Genomic DNA, 17,965 nt, shown 5'->3' on the forward strand with positions numbered 1-17,965 from the left:
AATCAGGAAGAATAAATGCTTAATATTCGTAAATGGGTCTTAGCCGTTTTTTTTGCCAGCATGCCACTTGCAGCCATGGCGGATGCCCCTGTTAAACTTGGTGTTGTTAACGTGGCCTTGTTACTTGAGCAAGCCCCACAAGCCAAAGACGCTACGGCTAATCTTGAGAAGGAGTTTGCGCCTCAGCAAGCAGAGCTCAAAGCGCTTGCAACTAAGTTAGAAAAGAAGCAGAGCGATTATCAAAAAGATAAGGCCGTCATGAGTGAAAGTCAGCAAATGACGAAAGAGCGCGAAATCTCGATGATGACGCGTGAAATTCAACGTCGTCGCAATGATATTCAGGAATTGTTGAATCTGCGTCGCAACGAAGAGTTGGCAAAATTGCAAACCCTGGTAAACGACGCCATTAAAGCGATCGGCAAGGAAAAAGAATTCGATCTGATTCTTTATGAAGGCATTGCTTATACCAACAACCGTTTGGATGTCACTCAGGATGTACTTAAGCATCTGCAAGAAGTCAGTCAAAAACAACGAGCCAATTTTAATAAGTAGACAGCGTCTGCCTTAATTACATTCAAGATCTGCGATGCGTTTAAAAGATATAGTCAATCATCTAACAGAGAATGGGATTGTCGCCGTATTGGAGGGCGATCCAGATATCGAGATCAATCAAATTGCAGGTTTAGATCGAGCCCAGGCCGGGCAAATCAGCTTTTTGTCTGACAAAAAACGTCTCCCCCAATTGAAAGGCAGTGCTGCTTCCGCCATCATATTGAGAGCCGAACACCGCGAACAGTGCCCTTGCGCTGTTTTGGTGGTGGATAATCCTTATTATGCTTACGCGGTTGTTGCGCAGCTATTGAATCCGGCGCCACAACCTTCTCCCGGCATTCACCATACGGCAGTAGTCGCTTTAAGTGCACAGATAGGCAATAATGTGACGATTATGGCGCACGCCACGATTGGTGAGAATGTCGTTATCGGCGACGATTCGATCATCATGGCGGGCTGCGTTCTTGAAGATAAAGTCGTGGTTGGCGCCGGCTGCAGGATTGGTCACAACGTAGTTGTGATGCATCATTGCGAAATAGGCAACCATTCTACCATTGAGGCCGGGACCGTGATTGGCGGTGATGGTTTTGGCTGGGCTAACCATCGCGGCCAGTGGATCAAGGTGCCCCAAATTGGTAAAGTCATCATCGGAGAAGGGGTCTCAATCGGCAATAATTGTACGATTGACCGCGGTGCAATAGAAAACACGATTATTGCAGATGGCTGTATAATCGACAACTTGGTGCATATTGCACATAACGTGCAACTCGGTGAGGGGTGTGCGATAGCTGGTCAGGTAGGGTTTGCAGGCAGTACAACCCTAGGAAAACATTGCACCGTAGCTGGACAGGCCGGATTCGCCGGACACATCCATATCGCCGACAACTCGCATATTCTAGCCAAGGGCGGCGTCACCCATAACCTCAAGGAACCCGGGGTCTATGGTGGCTTCCCGGCGATACCGGTTTCAGAATGGCAGAAAAACAATGTCCGTTCCCGCCAGTTGGAGAAAATGGCGCGACAGTTAAAGGCTCTCGAACAAGAGATTGAACGGATTAAACAGCAACAATCAACTGAAACGAACTCAAATCTCTAATCTTGCATTGATAATTTGGATAAAAAAGACATGATGGAAGTCAAAGACATTTTTGAATATTTACCGCACCGCTACCCATTTCTACTCGTGGATCGCGTCACGGATTATGTGGAAGGTGAATCGCTTAAAGCTTACAAAAACGTAACCTTTAACGAACCGCAATTTACCGGACATTTCCCTAATAATCCGATCATGCCGGGCGTTATGATTATCGAGGCAATGGCGCAATGTACGGGAATCCTTGCCTTCCGCAGTCAGGGCGTAAAACCGGACGGTACTTCCATGTATTATCTTGCCGCAGTAGACAACTGCCGTTTCAGACAGCCGGCTGTACCGGGTGACCGCCTGGACTTTGAAGTTAAAGCGCTGGGTAATAAACGCGGTATCTGGAAATTTGAATGTGTGACGAAAGTGGATGGCAAAGTGATTGCCTCTGCTGATTTATTGTGTGCTGAAAGAAAGGTATAAAAATTGATCCACGCTACCGCTCTTATTGACCCCAAGGCACGGATTGCCGAAGGCGTCAAGATTGGCCCTTATTGTGTGATTGAAGGGGAGGTATCTATTGCTGAAGGTACTATCCTGGAGGCGCATGTCGTCATTAGCGGACCAACCCAAATCGGTAAAAACAACCATTTCTATTCTTTTGGCAGTATTGGCGGCGCGCCACAAGACAAAAAGTATGCCGGTGAAGCCACCACTCTGGTGATCGGTGACAATAACACCTTTCGTGAGAACGTCACCATCAATCGCGGTACTGTGCAGGATCGCGGCGAAACCCGTATTGGTAACAATAACTGGGTGATGGCGGGTGTGCATATTGCTCATGATTGCGTTATCGGCAACCAATGTATTTTTGCCAATGCGGTTGCACTGGCGGGCCATGTTACCGTATCGGACTGGGCGATTCTGGGTGGCTACACCTTGGTACACCAGTTCTGTAAAATCGGCGCTCATAGTTTTTGCGGCATGGGAAGTGTCATCAATCAGGACATTCCCAATTTTGTGGTGGTTTCCGGTAATTTGGCACAACCGCGCGGCATCAACCTCGAGGGCTTAAAACGCCGCGGATTCACTTCCGATCAGATGGCTCTGGTCAAAAAAGCCTACCGTACGCTGTATCGCAGCGGTTTCAAACTACAGGATGCCATTGTGCAACTTGAAACCCTGAACGACAGCAGTGACACTCTGACTGATTTAATTACTTTCCTTAAGCATTCCGAGCGTGGCATTGTTCGCTAGTTCTACCCTGTCTGCAAAAGAGCGCGCTGCTACGCCTGTTATTGCCATGGTGGCTGGTGAGGCCTCGGGCGACACTCTAGGCGCCGATTTAATGGCCGCTCTGAAACAACGTTATCCTCAGGCACGTTTTATCGGCATCGGTGGCCCTAAAATGATCGCACAGGGTTTTGAAACCTGGGCGCCGATGGAAAAGCTCTCGGTCATGGGGTTTTTCGAAGTGCTCAAACATCTGCCGGAGCTGTTGCAGCTGCGTAAGCAAACAATACAACATCTGCTTGAGCTGAAACCCGATGTCTTTATTGGGATCGATGCCCCCGACTTTAATTTCAGAATTGAATCCCGCTTAAAAGAGCACGGCATTACGGCGATCCATTACGTCGGTCCTTCCGTTTGGGCATGGCGAGAGAAACGTCTGTTGAAGATCAAACGCAGCGTAGATGGCGTCTTGGTGCTCTTTCCGTTTGAACCGCCTTATTATGATCGCTATGGCATTCCGGTTAAATTCGTCGGTCATCCTCTGGCACACCGATTTCCCATGCATCCGGATCAACAGGCTGCCCGCCAGCAGCTCGGGTTGTCGAATGATGCCAACATCACCGCCATCCTTCCTGGATCGCGCATGAGCGAAATTGAGCGCATGGCAGATGTCTATATTCAGGCTGCGGTATTGGTTCAGCAAAAACATCCCGACATGCTTTTCATCGTTCCCTGCATTCATCAGAAAGCCCGCCTGCGTATTCAAGAGGCGATTCACTCTTTCGGAAAAACGCTTAAGATTCACCTCTATGATCAACAGTCACAGACCGTTCTGGAAGCCTGCGACCAAGCCATCGTAACGTCGGGCACCGCCACCCTGGAATGCGCTTTATTAAAACGCCCCATGGTGTTGGCGATCAAAATCCATCCCATCTCTTATTGGATTATGAAGCGTCTGGCTACGACCCCGTGGATCGGTTTACCCAATATTTTAGCGGGGGAAAGTCTGGTTACGGAGTTGATTCAACACGATGCCACCGCAAAGAACATTGCCGGCGAAATCAATCAGCTCATCGATAACCCGGAACTTCGCCAGCGCCAATTAAGCGCCTTTGAAAAACAGCACACCGCGCTGAAACAGAACGCTTCTGAACTTGCCAGCGACGCCATTGTTGAATGGGCCGCTTTGCCATCGCCAGGAGAGTCATAACCCATGGACGCCAGCCAACAAACCAGCCTGCTTTTTACCGATACACCGGATGACAATCCCGCAATGCTGTCAGGCTACGTGATTGGGGTGGATGAGGTTGGCAGGGGGCCGTTGATCGGCGATGTGGTTGCCGCCGCCGTCATTCTTGCAGAGGATTGCCAACTGCCGTTAATGGATTCCAAGAAGCTCTCCGAAAGCAAGCGCAGTGTGTTGAACGAGCAGATTAAAGCACAGGCAATCGCTTATGCGGTGGCGGTAGCCACGCCCGAAGAGATCGACCGGCTCAATATTTTAAACGCCACGCTTCTGGCCATGCGCAGAGCGGTGGACGAGGTTGTACGGCAGGTGGGGGATGTTGCCGAAGTCTTGGTTGACGGTAATCGCTGCCCGCAACTGCCGCACCGTTGCCAGGCGATTGTCAAAGGGGATGCCAAGATTCCCGCTATCAGCGCGGCCTCCATCCTCGCCAAAGTGCATCGCGACGCGCAAATGTTAGAACTGGATACCTTGTATCCGCACTACGGCTTCGCGCAACACAAAGGCTATCCGACCGAACAGCACCTTGCGGCTATACAAAAACACGGTTTGATTGCCGGTTACCGTAAGTCTTTCAAGCCGATTAAAGCACTTTGTCAGGATGCCTTGAGCGGCTGAGCAATGCAAATTTTTTTTGCTTGATAGCGCAACTCACAGTATATTTTCAAGAAATCATAGTACCGATAGCGACATCCCGCTTTTACAAAGGTTAACCGCATGAGCACGACTTTAGAACAGGTTGAAAAAACAGCCCAGTTAAGCAAAAACAATCAGATGAGCCTGATGATATTTCAGGTTCAATTTCCCAAAGGCACTAAAGCACCGGCCTATTACGGCCTGAATGTTTTCAAAGTCCGCGAAGTGCTGGAAGCGCGCGCTTATGAAATCTCGCCGATACCCGATTCAAATCCGCTCGTGGAAGGCATGATCGAGCTGCGCGGCGTTTACCTGCCCGTCATCGATCTGCCCAAATGGATGGGGTTTGAAATGACCCCCGAAGAGCGCGACAAATCGATTATCATCGTTTCCGATTTCAGCCATAACTTTGTCGGCCTGCGTGTGGCGCACATTCACGGCGTGGAAGAGAAGAACTGGACGGACATTCACCCGGCCGCCAACTACAAGGTGGACGTGAACACCAACCAGGTTGTTAACCATACCTATCTGGATAACAGCGAAACTCTGTGCTTTATTCTGGACATTGAGAAATTGCTGATCGAAGCCATGCCCGCTATGGCAGAAAAAATCTTTTCATCCGCCAAAGCCATCCAGAACAATGCGTTCAAATTCCATCCGCAGATGCATGAGAAAACCATTCTGTTCGCCGAAGACAGTCAGGCCATTCAAAAATATATGGGCATGGTTTTTGACCAGCTGCAACTGAAGCACAAAGCCTTCGATAATGGCCGTCTGCTGATTGACTACATCAACTCCCTCGACAATCTCGATTCGGTTGCGATCGTCTTCACCGACCTGGAAATGCCGGTGGCTTCCGGCCATACGGTTATTAAAGAGCTCAAGTCCAATCGTGCTACGCGCCATTTGCCGATTGTGGTTCACACCTCCATGACCAGCGAAAACAACAGTCGCGAAGTCTTAAGCATGGGAGCGGACTATTTTATCGGCAAGGTCGACACCGATCTGATTCTGGATGTGGTTGGGCAAATTGACGAGAAGCTGTTTGGCAGCCAAGCAAACGCATAAGCACAAGCGGAGAGGGGCTTTCTGTGACATTCTGGCAGAAGCCCCAAAATAAAAAAAGGAAATAAAAAAGGCGCCTGATCAGGGCGCCTTTTTTCTTCCTAAGAAGCGGTCAGATTAACGCTGACGTGCTTTGAACTTAGGGTTGGTTTTGTTAATTACGTACACTTTACCGCGACGCTTAACAACCTGACAGTCTTTATGACGCGTTTTAGCTGATTTCAATGATGATAGGATTTTCATTATTTTATTTCCATAATTATGGTCTATATTCAAAAGCAAAGAGTAAAAACCATTCACTTTTAGCTCAAATTTGAAGCGCCGTATATTACTGGTTCAAGGGCGTTTTGTCCAGCCCTCCAGCTAAAAAACCTTAAAAATAAAGACCTTTGCGCCTATTTGGCATTCGCTGAACCCACTTTTTCGGGAAGAGTTGCCAAGCCAAGAACTTTCTGAGCCGGGTTTTAAAACTCAACAGGCCGAGTCTGATTCAGTATAATCTCAAGCTTTAATGAATTTTGGCACCTCATCGGCTCGGCGCATGGCAAAAAAACAGCAGACTCCACTCACAATCGAATCCGTTATGGGAGAAGAGGGTACCCTGGCCGAATCGGTAAAGGGCTATAAACCGCGTCAATCCCAACTGGATATGGCACAGGAAGTCGCTGAGCTGATTGAAACCCAATCCACACTTTTGGCTGAGGCGGGGACAGGCACCGGTAAAACCTTCGCCTATTTGGTGCCGGCGCTGCTCAGCGGTAAGAAAATCATTATCTCCACCGCCACCAAAACCCTGCAAGAACAGCTGATTCAAAAAGACCTGCCGCTGTTACTGAAAGCCACGCAAACCAACGGCAAGGCCCGTTTACTCAAAGGTCGCGATAACTATCTATGTCCGCAGCGTCTGGAACTGACCGAAACCACCGAACAGCACAGCCGCGAGGACTGGAAAAAACTCGCCATTATCCGCGACTGGTCGGAGAAAACCCGCCTGGGTGACCGTGCCGAACTTTCGGAAGTGGCCGAAAACGATCCCATCTGGCGCAAGGTCTGCGCGCGGCTGGAGTTTTGCCAGGCGGCCGAATGCCAAAGCGACAAGGGCTGTTTTTATCCGCATGTCAAAGAACTCGCTAGCGACGCACAAGTATTAGTGGTCAATCACCACCTGTTCTGTGCCGACCTGTCGTTGCGTGAACAAGGTTTTGGCGAACTGCTGCCGGAAGCCGATGTCTATATCTTTGACGAAGCCCATCAACTGCCGGACATTGCCGCGCAATTTTTGGGTTTCTCCATTACCCGCGGGCAGTTGGAAGAGCTGGTGCGCGACATTCGCCACGCTCAAAAGATCGAGGCGCCGGACAGCAAGGATATCGCCGATCTGGCGCAACGTTTTGAGGAGCAGGTCAAGCAATTCAACGAAACGCTCGGCAAATGGGAAAAGCGCTGGACATGGGAGCAACTGGAACGCGAAGCGGCTTTTATGGAGGCCAGCAAACGCCTGCGCAATCAGCTGGAATTCATGGCCGACAGCCTCAAAACCATCACCGAACGCGGCAAGCAGCTCACGGCGGTTTACAAACGCGCCAAAGAGTTTCAGGAGCAATTGCAAGAGTGGTTCAGCACGCACTCCGAAAACCAGATCCGCTGGATTGAATCTTCGCAGGCGCGTTTCAAACTCAATCTGACACCGCTTTCGGTGTCCGCGGCATTTAGCCGTCAGCGCGAAGCGATTGGCGGCGCCTGGCTGTTTACCTCTGCGACGCTCAGTGTACGCAATCAATTTGATTATTTTGCCAACCGACTAGGGCTTGGCGAAGCCAAATCGGTGCGCTGGCCGAGCCCTTTCGATTATGCGACCCAAGGGGTGATTTATCATCCTATCGGGCTGCCCGATCCAAGGGATCCCAACTATATCAAAATCTGTTTGCGGGCTGCCTGGCCATTATTGAAAGCGAGTGAAGGCCGCGCCTTTATGCTGTTCACCAGCCACCGTGCTATGCAAGAAGCCTATGCACTGCTCAAACCGCATTGGGACGGCAAACTGTTGGTGCAGGGCGAATCGCCCAAACTGGTGCTGCTCAATCAATTCAAAAACAGCGAACGCGTGATTCTGCTGGGAACCAGCAGTTTTTGGGAGGGTGTGGATGTGAAAGGCGATGCCTTGAAGCTGGTGATTATCGACCGCATTCCGTTTGCGCCGCCGGACGACCCGATTGTGCAGGCGCGTGAAGCCTATCTCAAACAAAAGGGGCTCAATGCCTTCGCGCATTTTCAGTTGCCCGAAGCGGTCATTGCCATGAAGCAGGGGGCCGGGCGCCTGATCCGTGATTTGGAGGATTACGGCGTGCTGATGCTGTGCGATCCAAGATTAAGCAATAAAGGTTACGGCGCCGCGATACGCGAGAGCCTTCCGGCATTCCCCTGGGTGTATGAACCGCAGGCCGCGATCGACAAATTAACCTCGCAACCGCCGCAAAAACATTCATAATAATCTCAACATTACCAACCGACGGAATACAGATGAAAACCGTACTTGCCATTGAAACTTCCACCGCAGCCTGCTCCGTTGCTTTGCTGCACGGTAAGGAGTGTTTCAGCGTGTTTGAAATGCAGCCACAGAAGCACGCCATTCGCGTATTGCCGATGGTGGATGAGGTGCTTGCGCAAGCCGGCATTCAACCCGAGCAGATTGATCTGCTGGCATTCGGCGAAGGGCCGGGGGCTTTTACCGGTATCCGCATTGCCGCCGGTGTGGTGCAGGGGTTGGCGCTGGGGTGGAACAAGCCGGTTCAGGGCATCTCCTCGCTGGAAGCGACAGCGTATAGCGGGCTGCAACAAAGTACACATGCGGGTGAGCAAACCTGGCTGGCGCTGCTGGATGCGCGCATGGGGGAAATCTATCTGCAGTATGGATATTACAATGCAACACAGGCGCTCTGGCAGGCCGATTCCGCCCAGTTGCTGGATATGCCGCATCTCAATGCCGTGTTGGATGAATTGCTCGCGGCACAGGTTCCCGTAGCGTTTGGCGACATCGATTTGGCATATCCAGAAGTCAGCGCCCGTTTTACCGATTGGACGCATGTGCTGCCATCCGCCGAAGCGGTCGCCCATTTGGCCAGAATCAAACAGCTGTCAGGCAAACCGCTCGCTGAAACCGTGCCCTTACCGGTGTATTTGCGTAATCAGGTGGCCGAAACCATTGAGCAGCGTCGCGCCAAAACGCTTTGAAAGCACGCAAAAAAACTCAACAGGCCGGGTTGTGCCTATAAAATAAGCAGAATTGCAGAAGTTTAAGAGATTATTGGATTTTTTGGATTTGAACATTCCTTACGCACAATTTTATCCACAGTATTTGTGAATAAAGCCGTGTTGTACACAACCCCTAAAGCCCGCCAAATCGGGCTTGTCGTCGGATAAAGGAGGCGATATGCACCATTATCAAATCATTTTGGCCGCGGTGGACTTTTCCGCGCACAGCGAACAGGCTTTGGCACGCGCTGTACAACTGGCGCAAATCTACCACGCACGCTTGCAGGTGTTGCATGTGGTCGATATCCCCACCTATCCGGTGCTTGAGGATGTCGCCGTCACCGGTATGCCGGGCGTATGGGATACCGAGCTCAGCGGCGTGATGATGGAGGAGGCCAACAAAAAACTGGCCGCGCTGGGGGCAAGCCTGGCTATCCCGCAAGATCACCTCAAGATCACCCAAGGATTGGCCGGTGATGAAATCGTGTCCTATGCGCAAGCCATTCACGCCGACCTGATTGTCATGGGAAAATACGGTTTGAGCGGCTGGAAACGTCTGCTGGGATCAACGACCGATAACGTCATTCATCATGCCAAGTGCGATGTTTTGGCCATCAAATTGGATTAACGCAAGGAAAACGTATGCTACCCGTTGTATGCAAACCACTACGCAAACTGTTTGGCGCCGCTTTGTTATTACTCGTCAGCACCTGGAGTTACGCTCAATCTTTTCAAGTCGGTGAGACCGTGTTTGTCGCCTTTCCCGCCGGCAATGTCAAAGATGACGCCTTTATTGTCGGCAAGGTCACTCGCATCACCCCGCAAGGCAATTACCAGCTTGCGGTCGAAGACTATGTCGAAGGACATGATTACGGTTCCTCCTGCGTGCCGATCAGCAAACACACCCAAGACCAGGGACTTGGCGAAGGCTGGCACTTGTGGCAGGACACCACCAAACTGGATAAGCAACGTTTGGAATATGTCGTGCCTAAAAAATCCGTTATGAAACTTGACGAAGGCAAACACTTCTTCATCGAACGCAACAATCTCTATATTGTGTTTGGCCGCTGGAAGTCGGATGCGCCGATGTTGACCGTCGAGCGCCTCGAACGTGCCGAACGCGAAGCCAAAAACGCCGGTCTGGACGACATGATTCCTGCCCTCGAACTGGCCAAGCTGCACCGCCAGAGCTTCTATGGCGAGAACGCCCGTCCGCTTTATACATTCGAAACGATCGCACCGCTCAATACAGCCGTTGAAGCGGCTCTGGCGCTGCTTGGCAAAGACGCGCAACTCAATAAGCTGTGGCGTGCCAACCCGCGCGACTGGCAGATAATCAGTCAGTCGAGCCGCGACTATTTTCTGGTGGATGCCATCGATAAGATTGTGGCGGACGCAAGAAGCCAGCTGTATGAAGAGGGCGCAGAGAACGCGGACCCTCAGATTTTGGCTAATCTGCAAAAGAATCTGGAAAAGCTGAAGCGCTAAAGGGGAAAGCGGTGCCTGTTTTAAATAAGACCGGCACCCGCTTTAAAAACGTGCGATAACTATTTGTTAAAGTGATAATATTCCTGATTCAGATAATCCGCCAATTGCTCCACTTCTTCTTCCCACATGCCGGCATTGAGATTGTCGTTACAGAACTGTACCGCCTTGACTAATTTGGGGTAACTATTGGTTTTTTGCGGATTATACGGCTTGGCGGTATGACAACTCATGCACTGGGCTTTATCATGTAAAACCTTGCCCGGATGGGGCTCGGCAAAAACATTGCCCGACATAAACATTAAACCGGCATAAGTAGCAACTGCAGATAAATTGACTGAGCGATTCATCATAACCTCCAATGTAATGAGCCAAACTCAAGTTCATTTTACAGAGTTGTTTTTATAAGTCCCATTTAATTTAGTTGCTTGAAAAACAATAATTTTTATAGACCATGTAAAGAGTGGTTGAATCATCCAAGAGAACGGAAAAATGAGCGAATTAACGTTTATTAAAGGCAAGGATGCCTGTTTGGAAACCTCGATTGAACGTATGCAGACCCTGTTGAAGCAGGCCGGATTCGATATTGTCGAAGCCTCCTGGTTCAACCCGGTCAATCATGTTTACTCATTGCATATTCACGACCGACACTGCCCGGGGCTTTTTACCAACGGCAAAGGAACCAGCCGCAAAGCGACGCTGGCAAGTGCTCTGGGTGAGTTTCTGGAACGTCTGTCGACCAACTATTTCTTTTCCGATTACTGGCTGGAAGCCGAGCCAAAATCGCTCAAGGCGGGCGACTGGCTATACTATCCCGATGAAAAAGCCATCCCGCTGGCGGACTACCGCAACTGTCTGAATGAGGCGCTTTGGCAGTTTTATGACCCGGCCGATGAATATCAGGCGGAAGACCTGCTGAGCCTGAACGACTCCAGCAGACTGATTCGCACCTTGCCGCTTAAAGGCGCCGGCAACGGCGAGACCGCCTATTTTCCGGCCAACCTCTTCAGTAACATTTACGCCAGCAATGGATTGTCGGCGGGTAATACGCTTTTGGAAGCGCAGGTTCAGGGCTTGTCTGAAGTGTTTGAACGCTGGGTCAAAAATAAAATCATGCGCGAAAACCTCTGCTTGCCGGAAATTCCCGAAGAGGCGATCGCCTCCTTCCATGCGGTGCTCGAGGCGCGTGAAGCGTTGCAACAGGAAGGAATTGAGGTTTCTATCCGCGATGCGTCGCTTGGCGGCCATTTCCCCGTGGTGAATGTCACCTTGTTTGAACAGAAGAGCGGGCGTTGCTTTGCTTCGTTTGGCGCCCATCCCATTTTCGAGGTGGCTTTGGAACGCACCCTGACGGAATCACTGCAGGGCCGCCAGCTCGGCAATCTGGACGGCTTCCAGACCCCGGTATTCGATGCCGAACTGGTCGCGGAAGACGAAAATATCGAAAACCACTTCATCGATTCCAGCGGTCTGATACACGCTCGCTTCATCTCTCAGGAGGCCGATTTCGAATTTACCCCCTGGGATTATTCCGGCAGCACCGAATCGCAATGGCAACAGCTGGTCAGCCTGGTGCATCAGCAGGGCTGCGAGGTGTATGTTGCAGAGCATGAACACTACGGTTTTCCGGCCTGCCGTATTGTGGTGCCGGGCATGTCCGAAATTTATCCCTGCAGCGAACTCGTTGACAGCAACCAGAATGTCGGCCGCGTGCTGCGCGAGCTTTTGCTGGAGGTCCATGCAAACTGCGATTTCATGTCGGTATTGGATGAAATCGACAGCCTGGGCCTGAGCGAACATCAGGGGGTTGCCTCTTTAATCGGCTTGATGCCTGACCCCAGCAGTTTCTGGGCGCAAATGAAAGTCAGTGACTTGCGCTTCTGGCTGGCGCTGAGCGCCCGGGATTACGAAGCGGCGCTGGATGCCGTGCAGGAGTCTTTGTATTTTATCGACCCGTTAAGCCAATGGGGTGTGACTTATAAGGCGTTTGAGTACGCCTTGCAAATGACGCTGGAAGGGGACGTGTGTGAAAGCGCCTTGAAACAACTCTTCGGCGACGCCGTTGCCAATCAGGTGATGGCCAATATCGCGGGGGATGAATGCTTCTGGGGCGCACCTTTAGGGTTGGATATCTTTAAACAGTCACAACGCCATCAGGCGCTTCTAACCATTTACCAGCGCACCCAGCAAACCAAACAGGCCGGGTTGCGCTAAGTTATCTGAGCAATGTTATAAAACGCGGATAATAAAAAACCGCCTTTGGCGGTTTTTTATGGACGAATCCTTACTGATTAGAAATCATACATCAGTGTGGCCAGCGTCTGCGTATCGACCTTTTTTACGCCCGGTGCAGGATCGCTGTTGCTGCGGTATTGATAAGCCAGTTTCAGGCTCAAATTACCGTTCATTTTGACTTTCAAACCGGTATTGGTTTCCAGTTTGGTCTGCTCGCTCCCCGAGTAGACAATCGCGTCCTGCATGAATTTCACATGTTCGTTGAACAAGTAGCTAAAATCGCCTTTAAGACGCGCAATCACCTGATCCGTGTCATCGGCGCTAACATAATCGGTGGCCTGATAACCCAGACCGGCTTCGGCTTTCAGTGTCATCTTATCGTCTTTTAAAAACGTCTTACCCAGACCCAGCGTCGCCAAACTGTCGAGTTCCAGGTCGGCAAAATGGTCGCGTTCAAAACGTGTTTGCACAAAGCTGTAATAGTTCTTGTCGGCCGCGTAAAAACGGTTGTATTGCAACTCGCCCACATAACGCTCCTGCGTTTGCTGGCCGTCTTCGGACTTATTGTTGATTTCAAATGCCGACTTGAATTCATAGACCTGCTGGATGTAATCGATTTTAAGCGCGCCGTAAATCGCGGTGCTGTCGGTATTGCCGGTGGTGTTGGCATAGCCCAGTTCACCCGATCCTTTCAGACCGTTTTCAGAAGTCTTATCACTCGCCATCGCCGCGCCGCTGACGGTAAGCGCCAGGACAGCCGCGCCCCAAATAGGTGTATTCAATTTCATCTGTTTTCCTCCCGATTGTCGTTTCAAGGCATCTCAATAAAGTTGCGCATTATAGCAGAGCCGACCGGATTATGGCCCCGAAGTACTTAAGTAGAAAAAAAGCGGGGCTATACACATTTACGCCATAACTTTGGTAAAATGCGCAGACTATTTAGATAACCGATGACGGAATTGCACGCATGAAATTAGATTTTTTGGATTTTGAACAACCGATTGCCGAACTGGAAGCCAAAATCGACGAACTAAGACATCTAGACGGCGGCGGGATGGATCTTTTGCAAGAGATCGCGGCACTGGAAACCAAAAGCAAAAATCTGACCGAATCGATCTTCCGCAATCTGACTGACGTGCAAATTTCCCAGTTGGCCAGACACTCGCAACGTCCTTATACATTGGATTACATCAAGACCATCTTCACCGATTTTAAAGAGCTGCACGGCGACCGCGCCTTTGCCGACGACAAGGCGATTGTGGCCGGTCTGGCGCGTCTTGACGGCCAATCCGTCATGGTTATCGGCCAGGAAAAAGGCCGCGACACCAAAGAGAAAATCCGTCGCAACTTCGGCATGCCACGCCCAGAAGGCTACCGTAAAGCCCTGCGTTTGATGAAAATGGCGGAACGCTTCAACCTGCCGATCGTGACCTTTATCGACACCCCGGGCGCTTATCCCGGAATTGACGCGGAAGAGCGCGGCCAGAGCGAGGCAATCGCCCGCAATCTGATCGAAATGGCCGAATTGCGTGTACCGATTATCTGTACGGTTATCGGCGAGGGCGGTTCCGGCGGCGCGCTGGCCATCGGTGTGGGTGATGTCACCATGATGTTGCAGTACAGCACCTATTCGGTGATTTCGCCTGAAGGTTGTGCTTCGATCCTCTGGAAAAATGCTGCTAATGCCAAAGATGCCGCCGAGGCGCTGGGGATCACCGCTACGCGCCTGAAATCGCTCGGCCTGATTGACCACATTATTCCTGAGCCGCTGGGCGGCGCACATCGCGATCCTAAGGCGATGGCGGCCAATCTCAAACAGGCGTTGAAAATGCAGTTGGCGGAGGTCAGAAAAACCCCGATCAATGACCTGTTGGATAAACGCTATAACCGTTATATGGGTTATGGCAATTTTGAAGTTGCCTGATTTCAAAATCTCAACAGGCCGGGTCAACCCGGCCTGTTTGGTTTTAAACCGCTCTAAAATTTAATCGCCGTGTCCCATAGTCACAGTATCCTGCTTTCGGCAGTAGCGCATTTCAAAAGCCTCGTTGCTCAAACGGAAGCACGCCTGGTTGTCGCATTCAGCGGCGGGCTGGACTCCACCGTGCTGCTGCATCTGCTCGCCCAAGACCCCACGCTGAAAACCCGTCTACAAGCCGTTCACATCAATCATCAGATTCATCCCGATGCGGCCGCTTGGGCCGCACACTGCCGGGCTTTCTGCCAAACAATCACGGTTGCGTACACCCAAATCGACCTGCAGCTGCCAAACACCCGCCGCAAAGGACTGGAGGCCATCGCCCGCAAAGCACGCTACGAGGCGCTTTTTGCGCAACTGCACGCCGGCGACTGGCTGTTAACCGCCCACCATCAGCGCGATCAGGCCGAAACGCTTCTGCTGAATTTAACCCGCGGAGCCGGGGTGCTCGGGCTGGCCGGCATGCCTTACGAAAAGCCGGTCAGCTTGATCTCGGGAGGGAGCGCAATGCACGGCCGGCCGCTGTTATCCGTCGGTTATGCGCATTTGCAGCACTATGCCGCTGATCACTCTCTTGCGTGGGTAGACGACCCGAGTAACGCCAGTGTAAAGCATACCCGCAACCGGATTCGCCATTGCATCCTGCCGGAACTGGAACGGATCAGGGAGCGCAGCACCGCGCAGATTGCACTCTGCGCCGAACATATGGGAGAGGCGCAGAACCTGTTGGAGCGCATGGCGCGGCAACAGCTTAATGAAACCGGACACTATTCAAACGTCTCCATCGACCTCAATGCCTATCAGCATCTTGACTGGATCGCCCAAAAAAACCTGCTGCGTTACTGGGCCAGACACCATGCCGGACTGCAATTAAACGCGGCGGAATTGAACTGGATTCAACACTACACGCAACCCGCCACCGCGCTCCAGGCCGATTACCGGCTCTCGCAGGGATGCTTAAAGCTATTTAAAGGAAAGCTGTTTTATCTAACTGATAAATTAGAAGAATTTGATTTTAAATTAGTTGACGTTTGGCAGTACAGTGCTCTTCGAGAGACTCCGCACGAACCCGTTTTCACCCAGTCATTGCCTCAATCCTGGCTGGAAGCAAACCGGCACTGTCTACGGCTGTGCAGTATGGACAGTGTCGCAAAAGCGCATCGCAAACACCTCAAAGAATATTTTCAACAGGCCGGGGTACCCGCCTGGTTAAGGCCTTATTGGCCGGTGCTTATGTGCAACAACGAGCTGATTGCAATTTGGGGATTGGCTTACCAGCCACCATCACAAATCGATAAGTTCGAGCATGCATCCGGGCATGAATTCAGTCGGGTGTCTAGCGACCGGCCTGCACTGATCCATTTAAGCCTAACGGAATCGCAGATTTTAGCACTTTGTACGCATAAAACGGCCGGCTGATATAGCGCAACCCGGCACTGCTCTACAATGCGTCAACCCCCAAATAAAGACGAGATGACATTGCTGACACCGGGGTTTTAAGCTATAATGCCGTTCCATTCTGAAAATTCAAAATCTTGATTTCCAATCTTTCAAAAAAGTGTGAATAAATGACGAAATTTATTTTTGTGACGGGTGGGGTCGTTTCCTCATTGGGGAAAGGTATTGCTGCTGCTTCATTGGGCGCCTTGTTAGAGGCACGTGGTCTTAAGGTCAGCATGCTGAAAATGGATCCCTATATCAACGTTGACCCCGGCACCATGAGCCCGTTTCAACACGGCGAAGTCTTTGTCACCGACGATGGAGCGGAAACAGATTTGGACTTGGGCCACTATGAGCGCTTTGTACAGCGCCATTTCACCAAGCGCAACAGCTTCTCCAGCGGACAGGTTTACGAACGCGTCATCCGCAAAGAGCGCCGCGGCGACTACTTGGGCGGTACGGTTCAGGTCATCCCGCACATCACAGATGAAATCAAGCACCGGATTTTGGCCGCCGCGGAAGGTTACGACGTGGCGTTGGTGGAAGTCGGCGGCACGGTCGGCGATATCGAATCGCTGCCATTTTTGGAGGCCATTCGCCAACTGAGCATCGAAGTAGGGCGTGACCGTTCATTGTTCATGCACCTGACATTGCTGCCATACATCGCCGTGGCCGGTGAGGTTAAAACCAAGCCGACCCAGCACTCCGTCAAAGAGTTGCGCTCAATCGGCATTCAACCGGACATCCTGATCTGCCGTTCGGAAATCCCGTTGGCCGAGAACGAAAAACGCAAAATCGCGTTGTTTACCAATGTCGAGGAAAAAGCGGTTATCAACTCGTTGGATGCCCGCACGATTTATGAAGTGCCGCGCATGCTGCACGAACAAGGCCTGGATGACTTGGTCGTTAACCGTTTCCGCCTCGACCTACCAGCCGCCGATCTTTCAGATTGGGATGCGGTTGTTGCCGCGCAACTCAACCCAGAGAAATCGGTTGAGATCGCTATGGTCGGCAAATATGTCGACCTGACCGAAGCTTACAAATCGTTGATCGAAGCGCTGATCCACGCCGGCATTCACACCAAAACCAAAGTCAATATCCACTATATCGACTCCGAAGAAATTGAAAAGAGCGGTATCGGCAGCATCGAACAGATGGACGCGATTCTGGTGCCGGGCGGTTTCGGTGAGCGCGGCGTGGAAGGTAAAATCAAGGCGATTGAATTCGCGCGTACCCACAAAGTGCCTTATCTGGGCATCTGTTTGGGTATGCAGATGGCGGTGGTGGAATATGCCCGTCATGTCGCCGGCTTGGAAAACGCCCACAGCAGCGAATTGAACCCGAAAACGCCGCATCCGGTGGTGGCGCTTATTACCGAATGGACCGATGAAAACGGTGCGAAAATCGAACGTAACGAGAATACCGACTTGGGCGGCACCATGCGCTTGGGCGCACAAAACTGCCGTCTGACGCCGGGTTCTAAAATCGCCGACATTTACGGCGATACCCTGATCAGCGAACGTCACCGTCACCGCTATGAAGTCAACGATGGTTATATCAATCGTCTGGAAGAGGCCGGGTTGGTATTTGCCGGCCGCTCTGAAGACGGCACCCTGGTGGAAACCATCGAAATTCCTGAACATCCGTGGTTTGTGGCCTGCCAATTCCATCCGGAATTCACCTCCACGCCACGCAACGGCCATCCGCTGTTCGCCGCATTTGTGAAAGCGGCCATTGCCAATAAAAAAGCATAATCAAAGGA

The 17,965-nt window shown here is 51.3% G+C and carries 18 protein-coding genes; 15 read left to right on the plus strand and 3 right to left on the minus strand.

Going from position 1 to position 17,965, the window contains the following annotated elements; genetic code table 11:
* Window positions 1–15 precede the first annotated feature (15 nt).
* The 7 genes from HZ297_RS07415 to HZ297_RS07445 all read left to right on the plus strand — a co-directional run bounded on the left by HZ297_RS07415 (window position 16) and on the right by HZ297_RS07445 (window position 5,816).
* Window positions 16–552 carry an OmpH/Skp family outer membrane protein gene (locus HZ297_RS07415; RefSeq protein ID WP_178862363.1) on the plus strand — a complete coding sequence of 179 codons (537 nt, stop codon included), beginning with the start codon at window positions 16–18 and terminating at the stop codon, window positions 550–552.
* A gap of 34 nt (window positions 553–586) precedes the next feature.
* Entirely contained in the window at window positions 587–1,648 is a 1,062-nt protein-coding gene (lpxD, locus tag HZ297_RS07420; RefSeq protein ID WP_178862364.1) for a UDP-3-O-(3-hydroxymyristoyl)glucosamine N-acyltransferase, read from the plus strand.
* Between the two features lie 30 nt (window positions 1,649–1,678).
* On the plus strand, window positions 1,679–2,116 hold the full coding sequence (gene fabZ, locus HZ297_RS07425) for a 3-hydroxyacyl-ACP dehydratase FabZ (RefSeq protein WP_178862365.1): 438 nt from the start codon (window positions 1,679–1,681) through the stop codon (window positions 2,114–2,116).
* 3 nt (window positions 2,117–2,119) lie between these two features.
* Window positions 2,120–2,890 carry an acyl-ACP--UDP-N-acetylglucosamine O-acyltransferase gene (gene lpxA / locus HZ297_RS07430; RefSeq protein ID WP_178862366.1) on the plus strand — a complete coding sequence of 257 codons (771 nt, stop codon included), beginning with the start codon at window positions 2,120–2,122 and terminating at the stop codon, window positions 2,888–2,890.
* Window positions 2,874–4,076 carry a lipid-A-disaccharide synthase gene (gene lpxB, locus HZ297_RS07435; protein ID WP_343034780.1) on the plus strand — a complete coding sequence of 401 codons (1,203 nt, stop codon included), beginning with the start codon at window positions 2,874–2,876 and terminating at the stop codon, window positions 4,074–4,076. Before lpxA ends, lpxB begins: the two co-directional genes overlap by 17 nt.
* Window positions 4,077–4,139: 63 nt before the next feature.
* Window positions 4,140–4,730: a ribonuclease HII gene (gene rnhB, locus HZ297_RS07440; RefSeq protein ID WP_246261751.1), complete on the plus strand. Its 591-nt coding sequence runs from the start codon at window positions 4,140–4,142 to the stop codon at window positions 4,728–4,730.
* 99 nt (window positions 4,731–4,829) lie between these two features.
* On the plus strand, window positions 4,830–5,816 hold the full coding sequence (locus HZ297_RS07445) for a chemotaxis protein CheV (RefSeq protein ID WP_178862368.1): 987 nt from the start codon (window positions 4,830–4,832) through the stop codon (window positions 5,814–5,816).
* Window positions 5,817–5,930: 114 nt separating this feature from the next.
* Here HZ297_RS07445 and ykgO read toward each other — a convergent pair whose 3' ends face one another.
* Window positions 5,931–6,056, minus strand: coding sequence for a type B 50S ribosomal protein L36 (gene ykgO, locus HZ297_RS07450; protein ID WP_084205718.1), 126 nt, complete (start codon window positions 6,054–6,056; stop codon window positions 5,931–5,933).
* A 298-nt stretch (window positions 6,057–6,354) separates the two neighbouring features.
* On the opposite strand from ykgO, the gene yoaA reads away from it, so the two are divergent.
* The 4 genes from yoaA to HZ297_RS07470 all read left to right on the plus strand — a co-directional run bounded on the left by yoaA (window position 6,355) and on the right by HZ297_RS07470 (window position 10,553).
* A complete protein-coding gene (yoaA, locus tag HZ297_RS07455) occupies window positions 6,355–8,301 on the plus strand; it encodes a DNA repair helicase YoaA (RefSeq protein WP_178862369.1) in 1,947 nt (648 codons plus the stop codon).
* Between the two features lie 32 nt (window positions 8,302–8,333).
* The gene (gene tsaB, locus HZ297_RS07460) at window positions 8,334–9,044 is read left to right on the plus strand and encodes a tRNA (adenosine(37)-N6)-threonylcarbamoyltransferase complex dimerization subunit type 1 TsaB (protein WP_178862370.1); all 711 of its coding nucleotides are present in this window, start codon (window positions 8,334–8,336) and stop codon (window positions 9,042–9,044) included.
* A gap of 199 nt (window positions 9,045–9,243) precedes the next feature.
* The gene (locus tag HZ297_RS07465) at window positions 9,244–9,693 is read left to right on the plus strand and encodes a universal stress protein (protein WP_178862371.1); all 450 of its coding nucleotides are present in this window, start codon (window positions 9,244–9,246) and stop codon (window positions 9,691–9,693) included.
* A 14-nt stretch (window positions 9,694–9,707) separates the two neighbouring features.
* Window positions 9,708–10,553, plus strand: a complete 846-nt coding sequence (locus tag HZ297_RS07470; protein ID WP_178862372.1) for a hypothetical protein — start codon at window positions 9,708–9,710, stop codon at window positions 10,551–10,553.
* Window positions 10,554–10,612: 59 nt separating this feature from the next.
* On the opposite strand, the gene HZ297_RS07475 is transcribed toward HZ297_RS07470, so the two are convergent.
* On the minus strand, window positions 10,613–10,900 hold the full coding sequence (locus HZ297_RS07475; RefSeq protein ID WP_178862373.1) for a hypothetical protein: 288 nt from the start codon (window positions 10,898–10,900) through the stop codon (window positions 10,613–10,615).
* Window positions 10,901–11,042: 142 nt separating this feature from the next.
* Between HZ297_RS07475 and ycaO the strand changes: the two genes are divergently transcribed.
* Entirely contained in the window at window positions 11,043–12,764 is a 1,722-nt protein-coding gene (ycaO, locus tag HZ297_RS07480; protein ID WP_178862374.1) for a 30S ribosomal protein S12 methylthiotransferase accessory factor YcaO, read from the plus strand.
* A gap of 77 nt (window positions 12,765–12,841) precedes the next feature.
* Here ycaO and HZ297_RS07485 read toward each other — a convergent pair whose 3' ends face one another.
* On the minus strand, window positions 12,842–13,573 hold the full coding sequence (locus tag HZ297_RS07485) for a DUF481 domain-containing protein (RefSeq protein ID WP_178862375.1): 732 nt from the start codon (window positions 13,571–13,573) through the stop codon (window positions 12,842–12,844).
* 179 nt (window positions 13,574–13,752) lie between these two features.
* On the opposite strand from HZ297_RS07485, the gene HZ297_RS07490 reads away from it, so the two are divergent.
* The 3 genes from HZ297_RS07490 (at window position 13,753) to pyrG (ending at window position 17,957) form a co-directional block, all read left to right on the plus strand.
* The gene (locus tag HZ297_RS07490) at window positions 13,753–14,709 is read left to right on the plus strand and encodes an acetyl-CoA carboxylase carboxyltransferase subunit alpha (RefSeq protein ID WP_178862376.1); all 957 of its coding nucleotides are present in this window, start codon (window positions 13,753–13,755) and stop codon (window positions 14,707–14,709) included.
* A 69-nt stretch (window positions 14,710–14,778) separates the two neighbouring features.
* The gene (gene tilS, locus HZ297_RS07495; protein ID WP_178862377.1) at window positions 14,779–16,182 is read left to right on the plus strand and encodes a tRNA lysidine(34) synthetase TilS; all 1,404 of its coding nucleotides are present in this window, start codon (window positions 14,779–14,781) and stop codon (window positions 16,180–16,182) included.
* A gap of 149 nt (window positions 16,183–16,331) precedes the next feature.
* Complete coding sequence (pyrG, locus tag HZ297_RS07500) at window positions 16,332–17,957, plus strand: CTP synthase (protein ID WP_178862378.1); 1,626 nt, start codon at window positions 16,332–16,334, stop codon at window positions 17,955–17,957.
* Window positions 17,958–17,965: the final 8 nt, after the last annotated feature.

The organism is Thiomicrorhabdus cannonii, assembly GCF_013391695.1.
In the GTDB taxonomy this organism is placed as follows: domain Bacteria; phylum Pseudomonadota; class Gammaproteobacteria; order Thiomicrospirales; family Thiomicrospiraceae; genus Thiomicrorhabdus; species Thiomicrorhabdus cannonii.

Bases quoted from the DNA above. Each gene is read 5' to 3' on its own strand.
- HZ297_RS07415 (WP_178862363.1), top strand. From the start codon at position 16: ATGCTTAATATTCGTAAATGGGTCTTAGCCGTTTTTTTTGCCAGCATG.
- lpxD (WP_178862364.1), top strand. From the start codon at position 587: ATGCGTTTAAAAGATATAGTCAATCATCTAACAGAGAATGGGATTGTC.
- fabZ (WP_178862365.1), top strand. From the start codon at position 1,679: ATGATGGAAGTCAAAGACATTTTTGAATATTTACCGCACCGCTACCCA.
- rnhB (WP_246261751.1), top strand. From the start codon at position 4,140: ATGCTGTCAGGCTACGTGATTGGGGTGGATGAGGTTGGCAGGGGGCCG.
- HZ297_RS07445 (WP_178862368.1), top strand. From the start codon at position 4,830: ATGAGCACGACTTTAGAACAGGTTGAAAAAACAGCCCAGTTAAGCAAA.
- ykgO (WP_084205718.1), bottom strand. From the start codon at position 6,056: ATGAAAATCCTATCATCATTGAAATCAGCTAAAACGCGTCATAAAGAC.
- yoaA (WP_178862369.1), top strand. From the start codon at position 6,355: ATGGCAAAAAAACAGCAGACTCCACTCACAATCGAATCCGTTATGGGA.
- tsaB (WP_178862370.1), top strand. From the start codon at position 8,334: ATGAAAACCGTACTTGCCATTGAAACTTCCACCGCAGCCTGCTCCGTT.
- HZ297_RS07465 (WP_178862371.1), top strand. From the start codon at position 9,244: ATGCACCATTATCAAATCATTTTGGCCGCGGTGGACTTTTCCGCGCAC.
- HZ297_RS07470 (WP_178862372.1), top strand. From the start codon at position 9,708: ATGCTACCCGTTGTATGCAAACCACTACGCAAACTGTTTGGCGCCGCT.
- HZ297_RS07475 (WP_178862373.1), bottom strand. From the start codon at position 10,900: ATGAATCGCTCAGTCAATTTATCTGCAGTTGCTACTTATGCCGGTTTA.
- ycaO (WP_178862374.1), top strand. From the start codon at position 11,043: ATGAGCGAATTAACGTTTATTAAAGGCAAGGATGCCTGTTTGGAAACC.
- HZ297_RS07485 (WP_178862375.1), bottom strand. From the start codon at position 13,573: ATGAAATTGAATACACCTATTTGGGGCGCGGCTGTCCTGGCGCTTACC.
- HZ297_RS07490 (WP_178862376.1), top strand. From the start codon at position 13,753: ATGAAATTAGATTTTTTGGATTTTGAACAACCGATTGCCGAACTGGAA.
- pyrG (WP_178862378.1), top strand. From the start codon at position 16,332: ATGACGAAATTTATTTTTGTGACGGGTGGGGTCGTTTCCTCATTGGGG.